At 41.7% G+C, this 14,980-nt stretch carries 12 protein-coding genes and 2 pseudogenes; 4 read left to right on the top strand and 10 right to left on the bottom strand.

What is annotated here, in order from left to right; translation table 11 throughout:
- Nucleotides 1–145 precede the first annotated feature (145 nt).
- From RI196_RS07555 to RI196_RS07540, 4 genes are all read left to right on the top strand, one after another.
- Complete coding sequence (locus RI196_RS07555; protein WP_375338791.1) at nt 146–1,468, top strand: nucleobase:cation symporter-2 family protein; 1,323 nt, start codon at nt 146–148, stop codon at nt 1,466–1,468.
- 20 nt (nt 1,469–1,488) lie between these two features.
- The gene (gene uraD, locus RI196_RS07550) at nt 1,489–1,998 is read left to right on the top strand and encodes a 2-oxo-4-hydroxy-4-carboxy-5-ureidoimidazoline decarboxylase (protein WP_066246748.1); all 510 of its coding nucleotides are present in this window, start codon (nt 1,489–1,491) and stop codon (nt 1,996–1,998) included.
- Nucleotides 1,999–2,269: 271 nt separating this feature from the next.
- The gene (uraH, locus tag RI196_RS07545) at nt 2,270–2,632 is read left to right on the top strand and encodes a hydroxyisourate hydrolase (RefSeq protein ID WP_063386895.1); all 363 of its coding nucleotides are present in this window, start codon (nt 2,270–2,272) and stop codon (nt 2,630–2,632) included.
- 996 nt (nt 2,633–3,628) lie between these two features.
- Nucleotides 3,629–4,069, top strand: a complete 441-nt coding sequence (locus RI196_RS07540; RefSeq protein WP_117016829.1) for a hypothetical protein — start codon at nt 3,629–3,631, stop codon at nt 4,067–4,069.
- A gap of 344 nt (nt 4,070–4,413) precedes the next feature.
- On the opposite strand, the pseudogene RI196_RS18545 reads toward RI196_RS07540, so the two are convergent.
- The 10 genes and pseudogenes from RI196_RS18545 to RI196_RS07495 all read right to left on the bottom strand — a co-directional run.
- Nucleotides 4,414–4,491, bottom strand: a pseudogene (locus RI196_RS18545) (IS3 family transposase); the annotation flags it as partial.
- 282 nt (nt 4,492–4,773) lie between these two features.
- Nucleotides 4,774–5,055: pseudogene (locus RI196_RS07535) on the bottom strand (IS3-like element ISEnfa5 family transposase); the annotation flags it as partial.
- Nucleotides 5,056–5,222: 167 nt separating this feature from the next.
- Nucleotides 5,223–5,753 (bottom strand): (2Fe-2S)-binding protein, encoded by a 531-nt coding sequence (locus RI196_RS07530; protein ID WP_082829479.1) that lies wholly within the window; start codon nt 5,751–5,753, stop codon nt 5,223–5,225.
- The gene (gene pucD, locus RI196_RS07525; RefSeq protein WP_311067184.1) at nt 5,735–7,990 is read right to left on the bottom strand and encodes a xanthine dehydrogenase subunit D; all 2,256 of its coding nucleotides are present in this window, start codon (nt 7,988–7,990) and stop codon (nt 5,735–5,737) included. Before pucD ends, RI196_RS07530 begins: the two co-directional genes overlap by 19 nt.
- A 50-nt stretch (nt 7,991–8,040) precedes the next feature.
- Nucleotides 8,041–9,084, bottom strand: coding sequence for an FAD binding domain-containing protein (locus RI196_RS07520; protein WP_311067183.1), 1,044 nt, complete (start codon nt 9,082–9,084; stop codon nt 8,041–8,043).
- 270 nt (nt 9,085–9,354) lie between these two features.
- Nucleotides 9,355–10,380, bottom strand: a complete 1,026-nt coding sequence (locus RI196_RS07515) for an XdhC family protein (RefSeq protein WP_311067182.1) — start codon at nt 10,378–10,380, stop codon at nt 9,355–9,357.
- Nucleotides 10,381–10,442: 62 nt separating this feature from the next.
- Complete coding sequence (gene wrbA / locus RI196_RS07510; protein WP_063386893.1) at nt 10,443–11,141, bottom strand: NAD(P)H:quinone oxidoreductase; 699 nt, start codon at nt 11,139–11,141, stop codon at nt 10,443–10,445.
- 93 nt (nt 11,142–11,234) lie between these two features.
- A complete protein-coding gene (locus RI196_RS07505) occupies nt 11,235–12,497 on the bottom strand; it encodes an amidohydrolase family protein (RefSeq protein ID WP_311067181.1) in 1,263 nt (420 codons plus the stop codon).
- Nucleotides 12,463–13,821: an amidohydrolase family protein gene (locus RI196_RS07500; protein WP_311067180.1), complete on the bottom strand. Its 1,359-nt coding sequence runs from the start codon at nt 13,819–13,821 to the stop codon at nt 12,463–12,465. The genes RI196_RS07505 and RI196_RS07500 overlap by 35 nt, the downstream gene beginning before the upstream one ends.
- A 42-nt stretch (nt 13,822–13,863) precedes the next feature.
- Nucleotides 13,864–14,874 carry an ABC transporter substrate-binding protein gene (locus RI196_RS07495; protein WP_311067179.1) on the bottom strand — a complete coding sequence of 337 codons (1,011 nt, stop codon included), beginning with the start codon at nt 14,872–14,874 and terminating at the stop codon, nt 13,864–13,866.
- Nucleotides 14,875–14,980 lie beyond the last annotated feature (106 nt).

Here is a 14,980-nt window from a genome sequence, read left to right as displayed (position 1 = left end):
GTCTATAAAGCTTTAGATACATTAACTAAATTTTGCAAAAACGATTATGTAATTCAACCAATGACTTCACTACATCGTTCTTTTATTATGAAAAACAAATAACATCTAGTGTTAGATTTTTTTACATAAGAGGAGGAGAGGTCACTTGACAAATCAAAATGGAGGAACTCATCTTTTTTCACTTGGTTTGCAGCATGTACTGGCGATGTATTCAGGCGCCATTGTTGTTCCTCTTGTTGTCGGAGGAGCGTTAAACCTTTCGACGCAGGAGCTGTCATATCTAGTTGCGATTGATTTATTGACATGCGGAATCGCCACCCTGCTGCAGGCGTTCAAAACAAAATATTTCGGCATTGGTTTACCTGTCATATTAGGTGCTTCATTTGTTGCTGTTACACCGATGATCGGGATAGGAAAAGAGTACGGCATCAATGCAATCTATGGATCGATCATTGCCGCAGGAATATTCATTATTCTTTTTGCTCCGCTCTTTGGCAAAATAACAAGATTATTGTTCCCGCCGGTCGTGAGAGGTACAGTTGTCACCCTTATAGGACTGTCCTTAATACCGGTCGGGATTAAAAACATGGCGGGCGGTGCAGGAAGTCCGAAATTTGGTGATCCGGAAAATTTGCTCCTTTCATTTGGGGTTTTTCTTTTGATTTTGTTTATGAATCGATTTTTCACAGGCTTTTTTCGGGCAATCTCTGTGCTTATCGGGATTATCGCGGGTACGGTCGCCGCGGCTTTTATGGGAGAGGTTGATGTGAAAGAAGTAATGCAAGCTTCATGGATTCATTCTCCGAAATTTTTGTATTTCGGTCCACCTACTTTTGAGCTTGTGCCGATCTTAACAATGACATTAGTGGGCATTGTCATCATGATTGAATCGACTGGCGCCTTTTTAGCCCTAAGCAAAATTTGCGGAAAAGATCTTAGCGACCAAGATCTTGCGCGCGGATATCGTGCCGAAGGATTGGCTTTCATCATCGGCGGTTGTTTGAACGCTTTCCCGTACAACACGTTTGCTCAAAACGTCGGACTTGTGCAGCTGACAAATATAAAAACAAGAAGCGTTGCGATCGTTGCCGGCTTTATACTTGTCACCCTTGGATTTATTCCGAAAATTGCTGCTTTTGCCACGATGATCCCAACATCTGTATTAGGGGGAGCAATGGTGATCATGTTTGGCATGGTCGTTGCTTCAGGCATTAAAATGTTAAGCACTGTTGATTTTCAACAGCAAAGCAATTTGTTAGTAATTGCCTGCTCCATTTCCCTCGGATTGGGTTCCACAGTTGTTCCTGATTTGTTTGCACAGCTGCCGCCTATGCTGCGAATTCTTTTTAGTGATGGGATTATAACAGGCAGTCTTACAGCCATCTTTTTAAACTTATTTTTTCACTATTTCTCACTGAAAAAATCTTCTGCTGCCGAACAGTTAAAACCGACAACGATCAAATTTTAAAAACGAAAGGAGAAAGCCGAATGGACATAGAACAAGTTAACCAACTCAGTGCGGCTGAATTTATTGAGAAGCTAGGCGGGATATTTGAAGATTCAACATGGGTGTCAGAAAAAGCAGAAAAATTCCGCCCGTTTTCTTCCGTGCAATCGCTTTTTTCCAAAATGGCTGAGATCGTGGATCAAGCTGACGAACACGAAAAATTGGCGCTTATTCGCAATCACCCTGCTTTAGGCGCAAGAACAAAAATGACCCGATTTTCGCAAACAGAACAACAAAAAGCGGGGCTGCAAAAACTGACAGATGAAGAATTCGATCGATTGTTAAAATTAAACGAAACGTATATGGAAAAATTTCAATTCCCGTTTATTTTGGCTGTGCGCGGCAAAACAAAGCAGGAAATATTTGCATCGATTGAACAGCGAATCAAAAACAATGCGGAAGCAGAGATAGAGCAAGCAATAGCAGAAATTAAAAAAATTGCCTATTTTCGACTGAAGGATATAGTGAAAGAAGAGAGAAACCTATGCTGACACGTACATTCCATTTTGATAGAACAAATTGACTTTCGTTATTTTTGATCTTTTGCACAGTACGAAGCCATATTCTTTTTAAGCGCCATAAATGGCGGTACAACTGAATCTGCTGAGAAATAATAACCAAAGAAATTACACGCTTGTTAAATAGTGAAAGAAAGCCGTGATTCAAATGCCATGCCCCGTCAGACAAGCGCTTCCAAAGTAACAAAACGGGCTTCCAAAATGAAAAACGAGGCAAATAAAAAGGTCAATAAGGAGATGGAATATGAAAGGATTAACAACACATATTTTAGATTTAACTCACGGTACGCCTGCACAAAACGTCAAAATCGAGCTGTTTTCTGTTACAAATCAAAACGAAACGGAAAAACAGCTGCTCAAAACCGCATTCACAAACGAAAACGGTCGGGTTGACGAACCGCTCATCACTGAGCAGCAATTAACACCGGGAACTTATGAACTTTTGTTTTACATTGGAGATTATTTTAAAAACAAAGGTTTATCCTTGAAGGAACCGCTGTTTCTTAATCACGTCGTCGTCCGCTTCGGCATTTCTGATGCAAATACCCATTATCATGTTCCATTGCTTATTTCACCGTGGGGGTATCAAGTGTATCGGGGAAGTTAATCGGATACAAATACTTTCTTCAACAACGTCATGAAAAAACGGGGCCTTCCAAAAGTCAGCGTTACTGACTTTTGGGAGACCCCCTTTATTTAAAAAAGCAAAAAAATCGTCCCTTCTAGTAAAAGAAAGTTGCCTCACAACATTTCAGAAAGGACGATTTTATGAGCAACAATTGGAAGCTGGAGCGAAACAAAAGAAAAACAATCAATACAGATAAAGATGAGAACCAAACCTAGAGGAAGCCGCTATGAAATTAGAAGAAAAAGTGGAAAAGTTATCAGAAGAAATCGAAAAGGAAACAGATACAAACATACATAAGGACAAGCAACAACAGCGCAGTCAATGAAAGAAATTTGTGAAGCAAATTCGAGAAGATTTTATCCTACGGCAGGTTAAATACAAGGAACAAAAAGAAATCTTTGGCAACCGTAACAGCTATTCTAAAACGGATAAAGACGCAACCTTCATGCGCATGAAAGAAAACCGTATGAAAACGGAACTCATCAATATATATTCAAATTTACTATTTACGTTCATCTCCTCTATCAAATACATCAGGCTATCAGCAAACAGGCTTACGCCCATAATAATGCGATTCGCTACTTTTATTTTACATTCAACAAACACTTTGGATATGAGGATAAATTTTTTAATATTGTAAAAAGACTAGTAAATGTGTTAATATTTTAAAAAATCAGAAATAAGTAGGATTTTAAAATGCTTAAGAAAATAGGTTTATGTAATTGCATTTTTATTTTCCCTAAATTTAGTAGAATTTGCTGCAGAAAACGATGCAAATGTTAATGAAGACAGTCTTACACAAGAAGAATTAAACTATCTGTAAATGAAGTTGGCAACACTCAAGAAGAAGCTGATGCTCTGCCCATTGAAGTTGCTAGACAATTAATTGAAGAGGAAGCTAAAGTTATAGATTCTGGACCAGAAATTATTACTATATATGAACCAAAAGATGTTAAACCAGGACAAATTAGTACTATGGGAACTATTGCTTCTTCAACTTTAAAATTAGGTGGAACAGTATATAAAGTAACTAGTGATCGTTCAAAAGAAGATAAATTTTATATATATGGTAACTTTCAATGGTTAAAAACACCTTCTTTTCATTTAGTTGATAAAATGACTATTGGTTTCCCTTCAAATTCAGGATTATATCTACCAACTAGCGGAGGAACAGTAAAACAGCACCAACATAGATATTCTCAAGATCCTCAAGGAAATGGACGTTCGATTGATTATTCAATTAAGTATTCTCCGAGTAATTGGGAGCCAAGTGCTGGTGTGGCTGGCTCATATGATTTAAAACCTTCTACTAGTCATACAAAACACAAAGGGTACATTGGTCAATATGTATATGTTCCTAAATCAAAAAATGCTAAAAATGGAATATGGTCATCAAAGAATTGCTGGAACACCTAGTATATCAGTTTATCCAGCAGGTTTATCAATCACGTCAACTCCAAAAACAGATACAAAATCATACGCATTAACTTTATCTTATTAATCTAGTTGGAGTGGTAAGTCTATGATACAAACGATTGCCAACTTTATTCTTATTCTAGTTGTATCGGTCATTTTATTTTATATACTTAATTATGATACTTCTTTAGATAGTGAATTAATACTATCTCTTTTAATTATCATTTCTCTACAAACATCATTGATATTAGCTATTTTATTAAAAAGAAAATAACTTTCTTAAAGGGATTGTCCAAAAGTTGAACTGTCCCCTGTCAAGCAGACAGTGGAAATCATAAATTGCTTTAAACGGCTTGAGCTCTAAATTCTAATGGGCTTAAGCCGTTTAATTTTTCTTGATCGCGTTTGTTATTATAAAACTCTTAATCGCTTGTTGTAACGCTTTAAACGTTTCATATCGCTTCAGATCATACCTTTCACACGTTCAGGTTGCCCAAAAAGATTCCATTGGGGCGTTTTCCATGCAGCGTCCCACTCTTGACATACTATGTGTTCGCTTTACTTCGATTATTCGCTTCTCAAGCCCATGAGATGTACTATAAATCAAAAGTTGTTTATGTTCTTTTAAACTTGTGATAGATTAAGTCCTGAATGTTGTGTAAAAAAAGCAGCGGTTTGATTTGCCAGGAATCTAGGGCAGGGTTGGACTTGACCCTTGCGATTGCGTGATCAACTGTTTGAAACACAAGTTGATGATTGTTCGAATGCCCTAATACATAACTATACAGATCTAGAATTGCACTCAAATACGCTTTTTTACCGTTTCCTATCTTGAATTCCGTGACATCCGCCAGCCATTTTTCATTTGGCTTACTTGCTGTAAATTTGCGATTTAATACATTCTCAGCCACATGCACCGCTGATGATGAAACGTAACGGTTCTTTTTACAACGAATCACAGATTGAATACCGGCTGTTTTCATCAGGCATATATTCGTTTATGGGCCACTTATTTTCGATGTATGACGAATTTCATTCGGCGATAGCCATAAATTTTTAACGCTGCAGACAAGGAAACAAGCCGAAAACGCTAAAATCTATAATTTCTTTCAACTGATCATGTTAAAAAAAATCGCCGAACTGCTCCGCCTTCTTAACATTTGCTGTCTAAGCGAGATGTTTCTTTTTCAGCAAGCTTTTGAACTGCTCTAATAATACCGGAGTAGCCTGTGCATCGGCAAAGATTTCCTGATAAACCGTCAACTATTTGCTGACTAGTTGGATTCGGATATTGATCCAAAATCGCTTTGACAGCCATAATCATTCCTGGGGTGCAATATCCGCATTGGAAACCTCCCTCTTCCAAAAACGCCTGCTGAATCGGATGAAGCCCTTTTTCCGCAAGTCCTTCAATTGTAACAATTTCTTTTTCATTTGCTTGATAAGCTCTAACTAAACAGGCATTCACTAGCCTGCCGTTCATGATGACAGAGCAGGCGCCGCAGCGGCCAATTCCGCAGGAAATCTTTGTGCCAGTCAGATGCAGCTGCTCTCTTAAAATGTCAACTAGCCGAGCGGCCGGATGAATCTCAAGCTCTTTCTTTTTACCATTCACAAAAATCGACATGCGCATTCGTTCTTCAGACGGTAATTTTATGCTTGCGCTCATTTGCTTGTCAGCCATTTGCTCATCTCCGTTTCCATCATCTTATTGACGATTTCTTCCCTTGATACCGGCAGCTTATTCACCCAGATGCCAGTCGCATCATAAATGGCCATTGCGATGGCAGGGGCAACAGCAACCGTGCCAATTTCCCCGACGCCTCTTGGCCCATAATCATCCTCTTCGCACAGCTCCTCGATTGCGGTGATGTCAATCGAAAGGGGGACATCCTTTATCGTCGGAATTAAATACGTATCAAAGTTTTCCGTTACATATGTTCCGTTTTCCATCAGCACTTCTTCCGTTAATGTATAGCCTAACGCCATCACGGATCCGCCTTCAATTTGTCCCAAATATCCTTGCGGAAAAATAACTGGACCAGCGGCAATGGCTTGCTCTAATTGTTTTACACGAACAAATCCAGTTGCCAGATCCACTTCCACCTTAACGGCACAAGCTGCAAACGAATATAAAAAATGTCCGCCTGGTATGGAGCAAGGGGTTGCCGGAAAGTCAAATCGAGTTTCAATGATCAGCGGCTTGTCTATCGTTTGTTTTGCCAGTTCTTTGTATGAAATCAGCAGCTCATCTTGGTGCCAAACACCTTTTTCGCCTATTTTTAATTGGCTGACGGGCACATCCGTACATTGCGAGGCTCTTTCCAACAGGCTGTTTTGAAACGGAGCTTTCATCCGTTGAATGGCTTGCCAAACCATGCTCGTACCCCTTGAAGCAGTTGATGATCCTGAACGCGGGACTTTGTCCGTATCGCCGATGACAATGTGTAAATCCTCTCGGGAGCAGCCTATTGCTTGAATGGCAATTTGTTCAATCACTGCGAGCAAGCCTTGGCCAAATTCTTCAAACCCAAAAGCAATTTCGATTTTTCCTTCCTCGTTCAATGAAATTCTCCCGCCAGCCGGATCTAAACGTCCATAGCCCAGCCCTCCGCCGTGCATGGTGATTGCCACCCCGACGCCTGTCTTAATCAAGCCGTTATGATCTTGTTTTCGGCAGCTGTTTAATAGTTTCGATTGGCTGATCTGTTTTAAAACTTGTTGAGCGCCGTCAGTTGGGGCGATTTTTTGCCCGACAGGCCCGGGATCATGTGCCTGGCGCAGATTTTTTTGTCTGAGTTCAAGCGGACTCATTCCAAGCGTGACCGCCAAGCGATCGATTTGCCCTTCCAATGCGAAGGTTACTTGGTTTCCACCAAAGCCTCTAAATTCACCGGCAACGCCGTTATTCGTAAAAACCGAATAGCCTTCAACTTGAATATTCGGGATCATGTATGGGCCTATCGCATGTTCAACCGCAAAATCCAATACTGCGGGGCCTAACGTTGCATATGCGCCGGTATCCGCTATAATTCGCACTTGATGGGCGATGATTTTGCCGTTTTTTTTCGCACCTGTTTTCATTTTAATTTTCATCGGATGCCTTTTGATACCTGACCGCACCGATTCCCTTCTCGTTTGATGAATTTTTACAGGAAATCCCGTTTTCAGCGCCAATAAGGCTCCGTACGGCTGGATGTTTAATTCGTCTTTTCCGCCAAAAGAGCCGCCAAGCGGGCTTGAGACGACGCGGATGTCTTCTTCCGGCATATTTAAAATGCGGGCTAATTGATATCGGTCTTTATATCCATGCTGAGTGCCGGCATACACCGTCAAAGTGCCGTCTTTTTCCGGAACAAACACCCCGCCCTCTGTTTCCATGTACGCATGCATTTGCCTTGGAAGTTGATACGTTTCCTCTACAATACAGTCGCATGATTGAAATGCTTCTTCCACATTGCCGCTTTGATAAGATGCTTGGTGTAGGATATTCCCGTTCGGATGGAGCTGCGGAGAAGAAGGGAGCATAGCCTGTTCCGGATCATCAACAACCGGCAGCGGCTCATATTCCACTTCGATCAGCTGAAGCGCCGCTTCAGCGATTTCCTCTGTTTCCGCAGCAACAGCCGCGACAGCATCGCCGACAAAACGAACTTTATCTTTGCATAAAACAGGCTGATCAGGAAAGATTAAGCCAAACCCGTTTAAACCTGGAACATCCTTGCTAGTAATGACAGCCCGAACTCCCGGCAATTCCTCCGCTTTTTCCGTTGAGATCGAAACGATATTGGCATGCGGATATTCGCTTCGCAAAATTTTTGCAAACAGCATATTCGGAAACGAAAGATCTGTTAAAAACTTTAAATGTCCAGTTACTTTTTCTACTCCGTCCGGTCTGATGCACACTTGTTTCAATCTCAATCCCTTCCCTTCTTCATAATCCAAATTGAAAAAGCTCGTATCTGAATATATTAATCTTTCTCCTCTAATTTTTTTAGCTCTGCTATGACTATGTTGGCGGCGACCCGCCTGCGGTAATCCGCTGAAAAAAAAGCATCGCCGACAGGTTGAAATTCAGAAAAGACCGCCTCATGCACCTTTTTTAGCATAGCGGACTCAACCTTGCGTCCGGCCAGCAATTGCTCCGTTATTCTTAACCGCCTTGGACGATTCTCGCCTCCGCCTGCTGCCAACCGCGCAAAGTCAATTGTTCCGTTGTCATTTTGGCCGATTATCCCTGCAATGGTGACGACAGAACCTGAAAACGCCTCTCTCCTCCCAATTTTTTGATAAAAATGGACATATGATGGCGGAGCTGAAATTTCCGGCACCACTATTTCCGTTATAAGATCATCCTTGAATTCTTCATTCAACCAATGATCTAAATCGATTTTTTTTATGTCGTCCCCATCAAAACAACCGATTTTCGCTTCCATCACTAACAGGGCGGGGATGGCATCACCAATTGTTGAGGCGACGTTTCCGCCGATCGTTCCAACATTGCGCACGGCTGGTGCAGCAATGGTCTTGACAGCTTTGGTCAATAAAGGCCATTTCGCTTTTATAATGGGATAGCGGAGGCAGTCAGCCAATCGGATAAGCGCCCCCAAGTGAAGAAAGTTTTGGCCGCCATCTTCTTTTTCATATATCGCTTCTAAAATTTTTATGTTCTCAAGGCTGATTAAATGAGATGGCTGCGGTGCTCCTTTTTCCCATTTTGTTTGCCATAATGTTCCGCCGGCTATAAAGTGTGATTCTAATTGCAATAGCTGCCGCAATCGCCATGCTTCTCTTAAATCTGTTGGCATCCATATTTTTGAGGACAATGTTTTCAACTTCATCCCCCTTCCTTTGATAGTAAAATAACGTGCTTTTGCAACCATATTGCGATAAGAAACGGAAATGCCTTGTGGACGTCCGCATTTGACCGATTGTGCACCATTATCGCCTGTCCGCTTCCTTAAATGGGGATAACAAAATCGGCGGACTCGGCAAGCGATCCAGCTTGGCAGCATCCTCATCAAACAACTTATTGCTGCGTATCAAGTTTCGTATTGAAAAATGAGATCGTTGATGATTTCCAGTTGAATAAACGGCTGTTTTGTGCAATTGCACCGCTTGCTCTGCTATCGACTTTTCCAAGCCGACTGTAAAAGAACTCTAAAAAGGGGCTTGACAAGTTTAGATACCGCGTCGGTACATAACCATCGGTTCGTCTATTGGTCAAGTGAGCTTTGGCATTCCGATTAGTGCCTGGCTTTTTGTGAAATGTGATTGCGGCTTCATTATGCACGCACCTTCTGAGGAGATCGAAGCTTTTTCAATTGAATTAATTCTGCTAAAATGCTGATCGCAATTTCTTCAGGGCCTTCTGCCCCAATAGACAAGCCGACAGGTGAATGAACGTTTCGGGGAATTTCCTGATCTCCCAGCAAGCGTTTTGTCCGTTCTTTTGAACCGATGACCCCGATATATCGCAGGTTTTGCTGCAACAACAGCTTTAAAAGCTCTTGATCCTGTTGAAATTGGTGTGTCAGCAGCACAACAAAATCGCGGGGGGAAAAAGATATTTTCGTTGCCGCTTCCCGCGGGAAAGCGATGATAAGCTGATCGGCATCAGGAAAACGCCATCTATTGCACAACGCTTCTCTCCAATCACTAACGATAACCGAAAAACCGGTCCGCGAAGCGAAATGCGACAGTGGTACAGCATCCGAACCGGCACCGAAAATAATCAATCTCGGTTTAGGCTCAAATCGCTGAACATATACATATGAGGACAGTTCATTGCCCCAAACTAATCCGCTTTTCTCTTGCGCAGCTATGGCATCGATTTGTTTCGGCACCGCACCAGCCCATTCCCCGAACGTTTCCGTGTCTTCTGTAAAAAATAAATAATTGCTTACGGAAAAATTTTTGCCGAGTTGTTTTAGGATGAAAACGTCCTTGCCGTTTTGAAGCAAATCATGCAGCCGGGATAAATGCTTTCGCAAACGGTCATCGATGCACTCCAACAGGATGCGTATGACGCCGTTGCAGCCGGCGCCTTTTCCCCACGACAAGTCATCTTCGCTTTTCAAGTCATATACGATACATTGCGACTCGCCCTCAAGCAAAAGCTTCGCCCTTTCTTGCAGGTCATTTTCAAGGCAACCGCCGCTTATTACGCCGATTGTTTCCCCATCCTCCTGAATCAGCATTGCTGCTCCTTCTTTTCGGTAAGCGGAGCCTTCCACATCAATAATAGTGGCAAGCACAGCCTTTTTTGGCTCAGTTGTTGCAATCTTTAAAATTTCATGGATATAGTCCATAACAATTCCCCTCTTACTGAAAGAAAAGTAATGAGAATGATTGTTTTGTTCAAACGCAATCATCAACTGTTTCTTTCTCTTTGCATACACAATGCGTTGGCAATATACGCCACGTTTCTCCCCAGGCGACCAGCCATTTTTAATTCTTCATCAGACGGCTTTCGCGAACCATCAGGGCCGGCTAAAACTGTTGGTCCATACGGAGTTCCGCCAATGGGGGCGTCTGTTAAATATTCCGGATTTTGAGTATAAGGTAATCCGATAATGATCATTCCGAAATGGAGAAGCGGTACGATGGATGTTAAGATGGCCGCTTCATGCCCGGAATGAATGGAACCAGCGCTTGTAAAGATGCCCGCGGGCTTTCCCTCCAGTACGCCTTCCACACAAAGGTCGCCGATAGTTTCTAAAAAATATTTAACTTGGGACGGCATCGATCCAAAATACGTCGGAAATCCCCATATCACTCCATCTGCCCAGTGGAAATCTTCTATTTCCGCTGTTTTAAATATTTTCTGCTTTTCGCTTTCACGCTCATAATTTTCTTTTCTTTTTCCAATTTGAAATGTTGCGGAAATTCCTTTTTTATCAATCATCAACGGATTTTCTCTAATAGCCGGAATTAAACGATCAGTAAATTCGGGAATTTTTACACATCGTACATCTGTTTTCTCAATCGCCTTTGCTCCTTCGCAAACAGATTGCGCCATTTGTCTTATATGTCCGAAAGCACTATAAAAAACAACTAAAATATTTGCCATAAAGCTTTCTGCTCCTAACCTTTTAAAATTACAAATAAAAACCGATTTGAATATTTCTATATCAGTATTGGGACAGAATCAAAGCCTTTTAAATTACATATAAAAAACGGTTTCCATCGGATTGGTGTGAAGCAAAACTCTGCCCTTCTTTATCACATAGCGGCAATGGGGCTGAAGGCGAATCAAATCTATAGCATGATCAACCGGGAACGTAATGATATTTGCTTCATTTCCTACCTTTATTCCGTAATCGTTGATTTGCAGAGCTTTAGCTCCGTTTATCGATATCATGCTAATCAATTCCTCCAATTCCTTCATTCCCGTTAAATGACCTGCATGAGCAGCCATATGTGCAGCCTGCAATATATTCCCGTTACCTAACGGATAAAACGGGGTCATGATATCGTCATGGGCGATGCAAACATTGATATTTTTTTGCAGCATCTCTTTTATTCTCGTAATCCCTCGCCCTTTAGGATAGGAATCATATCTTCCTTGCATTGCCGTGTTGATCAGAGGACAAGCTACAATATGAATTTTGGAACTCGCAATCAAATCTAATAATTTGGCAGCATAATTATCCGGATAATAGGCCATTGCACACGCATGACTTGCAGTCACTTTGTCCTCCAGTCCTGATGAAATCGCCAATGATGCAACTGTTTCAATAAACCTCGATTGCGGATCATCGATTTCGTCACAAAAGAAATGAAGAAATAGGCCGTATTTTTCAGCCAAAGAAAAGCAGAATCGAATGGATTCGATCCCTTCCTCCCTCGTTCGCTCCAAGTGAGGAACAGCACTGACCCCGTCAGCGCCCAGCTTGATTGCTTCAAGCATCCGTTCCTGATTTTCCGGACATGAGAATAAACCATTTTGAGGAAAAGCAATGATTTGCAAATGGATGATATCCTGCAAGTCTGATTTCAGCTTCAGCAATGTTTTGAAAGCAACGAGACGTTCATCGGAAATATCTGCGATCGCTCTTACATATAAAACACCGAATTTCATTAACTGATTCAGCGCCTTCCTGGCTCGCTCGTAGACATCTTCCATCGTCAAAGTTTGCTTCCGTTCGTTCCATAATAAAATTCCTTCTAATATCGAGCCGCTTTGATTCCAGCTCGGCTCTCCGGCAGTAAATGCCGTATCAAGATGAATATGTGGTTCGACAAATGGCGGCATGGCTAAATCTCCACAGCCGTCTATCACTGCTTTTCCTTGCAGGGGATAAGGGGAAATTTCAGCAATGATCCCGTTTTGAATCCCGATAAAATGATGCCTTTCTTGATTGGGTAGTCTGATATTTTCTAATACAAGGTCATACATATTGTAAATTCCTTTCAAATTTTGCATATTGGCTTTCCGTCTCGTGCTGATACATCAACAACTGGCGATCGTTCCAATGTTCAGCTTTTTTAGATTGATAGAGCAGTTTTCCGTTTCGAAACACATATCTTTCAACAGGCAGATTCGTAAAGATGTCTTCTACTGATCTAGCTTTTAATAGAACGAAGCTTGCCTTCGTTCCGCATCTTACACCGTAATTTTTTAAATTTAATAATTTTGCCGGATATTCGGTAATCATCCGAATAATTTGTTTTAGGCCTTCACCGCTTCCTAAATGGGCAACATATGCAGTTAGCAAACCGATTTGCAGCAAATCCGCCTTCCCGAATGGATGAAATGGATCATGAACATTATCGGAAGCAGCCGCAAGCGTCGCCCCGCTTTGCAAAATTTCATGAATTCTTGTGACGCCACGGCGGACAATCCCTTGATCAAATCGACCTTGCAAGTACATATTGGCACCCGGCAGCGTCATCGCTCCAATTTGTGCCGCCGCCATCCGTTCAATTAAAGAAAGAGCTTTTTCTTGTTCCATTGGCGCCAAAGAGCAAAGGTGGCCGGCTACAACTCGATTGTGAAATTGCCGCTCCATTGTTTTTTGGATAATATAATCCAGTGTGCATACGTTCGGATCATCACTTTCATCTACATGCAAATCAATCGGTTTGTCGTACTTTTCTGCCAACGAAAACAAACCGTCAATTTGCTTCTCAGGGTTTTCAGCTAAATGAGGAGCTCCGCCAATTCCATCAGCCCCCATTTTGATCGCTTGTTCAATCCATTCCAGCTCTCTTTTCGAATCGTCGTCAGGCAGTAAAAACATTGGAATGACTTGAATCGTAATGTATTGTTTTAATTTTTCTTTTACGTTTAAAACAGCTGTCAACGCCCGGAACACAACGTCTTCCCCTAAAGGCAATTCAAAATTGACATGTGTGCGAATGGCTGTTGTACCATGGCTTAGTGCATTCAGTGCAGTTTTCATCGCCCGATACTCAATTTCTTCCACCGTGAAATGGGGAGATTGCTTCCGGTAATTTATTACTGCTTCTTGAAGCGTCCCGCTTGCGTTCGGAACTTTACTGAGAGAATAGGCTTTATCTAAATGCATATGAGCATCAACAAAGCCGGGCAGCAACACATATCCTTGACAATCAATGAATGAATCGGAAGATGAGTTAAGGGCCTCTAAAGTTTTAAAGTCTTCGCGCTGAAGATAAGAAGGCTGCTTTGTGATTTTTTCATATCGATCATCGTTAATGATGATTTCAAAGAGAGAACCAGGATCTTCAAGCGGCAGACAAACATTCAGCAAATGCAGTTGACTCATAGCTTTCTCCCCTTTTTGTCCAACTTGCTCCGAGGCGCATTTTTAATTTTTCGCCAAAAACTCGTTTGTGTAGGCATTGGCGATATCTTCTTTCTTTTTAATTAAACCTAGTTCATAGAGTTGATTTTGCAAGGTGTTCCACCGTTCTTGAGACATATAGCCGAAGCCGTGGTCTTTCGCATCGTGCCCGAAAATTAAGTTCAGCTGCTGTTCAGCCCCATATTTGAGCGCCTCCATTGATAAATCAGGATTATATTCATGTATAAATGGATTTACTTCATCCGAATGATCTTTATAATACTCCCACCCTTTCGTTGTCGCTTCCATAAACCGTTTGACGAGTTCAGGTTTTTCTTTGACCATTTTTTCGGTTGTAAATATTACATTGCCATAAGGCTGGTAGCCGGAATCGTGAATCAGTAAATATTTCGTTTCGATTCCTTGCTGCTTTAAAGCGAAAGGCTCCGCCGTAATGTAGCATTGGGTAACTGACTCTTTATTCTCTATAAATGGAGTCAGCTGTCCGCTATATGCCATTTCTTTCGCATTGTCGAGCTGATAAGCCTTTTTTATATATGCCCAGTACCCTGTTCCAGGTGCCGTGTACACCGTTCGCCCATTCAAATCGGAAAAATCTTTAATATTTTGATCAGCATGGTACAACAACGCCTGCGGATTCACTTGAAAAATGGCTCCGATCGCCACAATGGGTATTCCTTTATCGCGAGCTAATAAAATATCGTCAGCTTGAGTGATTCCAAAATCGGCTTCCCCAGATGCCACTATTTGAATGGGGGAAACTTGCGGCCCGCCTGGCTCTATTGTCATATCAATGCCTGCTTCTTTATAAAAGCCTTTCATCAAAGCTGCATAGTTGCCTCCATGTTCCGGTTCGGCAAACCAGTTCGTGACTTGCTTCACTTTTTCCAATTTTTCTGAGTCCTCTTTGACTTCTTCGTTATTAGTTGAAGCTGATTGGCTGCCGCATCCAGCTAAAAGAACGAGTAGAAATAAAATGAAGATTTTTGTATATCCCTTCCCTTTTGCCTGCATACGAATCCTCCTGCTATTTTTGATATTTTTCTAGTTACATTTCTGCTTCATGCCAAGAACCTAGTGCCGATAATAAGAACTTTTTTCGGTATATTTCAGCCGTTTC

Source organism: Aeribacillus composti, from assembly GCF_031760945.1.
Classification (GTDB): Bacteria; Bacillota; Bacilli; order Bacillales; family Aeribacillaceae; genus Aeribacillus; species Aeribacillus composti.
Note: the sequence above shows the minus strand (reverse complement) of the source record. Positions and strands in the feature narration are given on the sequence as shown.

Coding starts and splice junctions, on each gene's coding strand:
- uraD (WP_066246748.1), top strand. CDS start 1,489: ATGGACATAGAACAAGTTAACCAACTCAGTGCGGCTGAATTTATTGAG.
- uraH (WP_063386895.1), top strand. CDS start 2,270: ATGAAAGGATTAACAACACATATTTTAGATTTAACTCACGGTACGCCT.
- RI196_RS07540 (WP_117016829.1), top strand. CDS start 3,629: ATGGGAACTATTGCTTCTTCAACTTTAAAATTAGGTGGAACAGTATAT.
- RI196_RS07530 (WP_082829479.1), bottom strand. CDS start 5,753: ATGGCTGACAAGCAAATGAGCGCAAGCATAAAATTACCGTCTGAAGAA.
- RI196_RS07520 (WP_311067183.1), bottom strand. CDS start 9,084: ATGCTGCCAAGCTGGATCGCTTGCCGAGTCCGCCGATTTTGTTATCCC.
- RI196_RS07515 (WP_311067182.1), bottom strand. CDS start 10,380: ATGGACTATATCCATGAAATTTTAAAGATTGCAACAACTGAGCCAAAA.
- wrbA (WP_063386893.1), bottom strand. CDS start 11,141: ATGGCAAATATTTTAGTTGTTTTTTATAGTGCTTTCGGACATATAAGA.
- RI196_RS07505 (WP_311067181.1), bottom strand. CDS start 12,497: ATGCAAAATTTGAAAGGAATTTACAATATGTATGACCTTGTATTAGAA.
- RI196_RS07500 (WP_311067180.1), bottom strand. CDS start 13,821: ATGAGTCAACTGCATTTGCTGAATGTTTGTCTGCCGCTTGAAGATCCT.
- RI196_RS07495 (WP_311067179.1), bottom strand. CDS start 14,874: ATGCAGGCAAAAGGGAAGGGATATACAAAAATCTTCATTTTATTTCTA.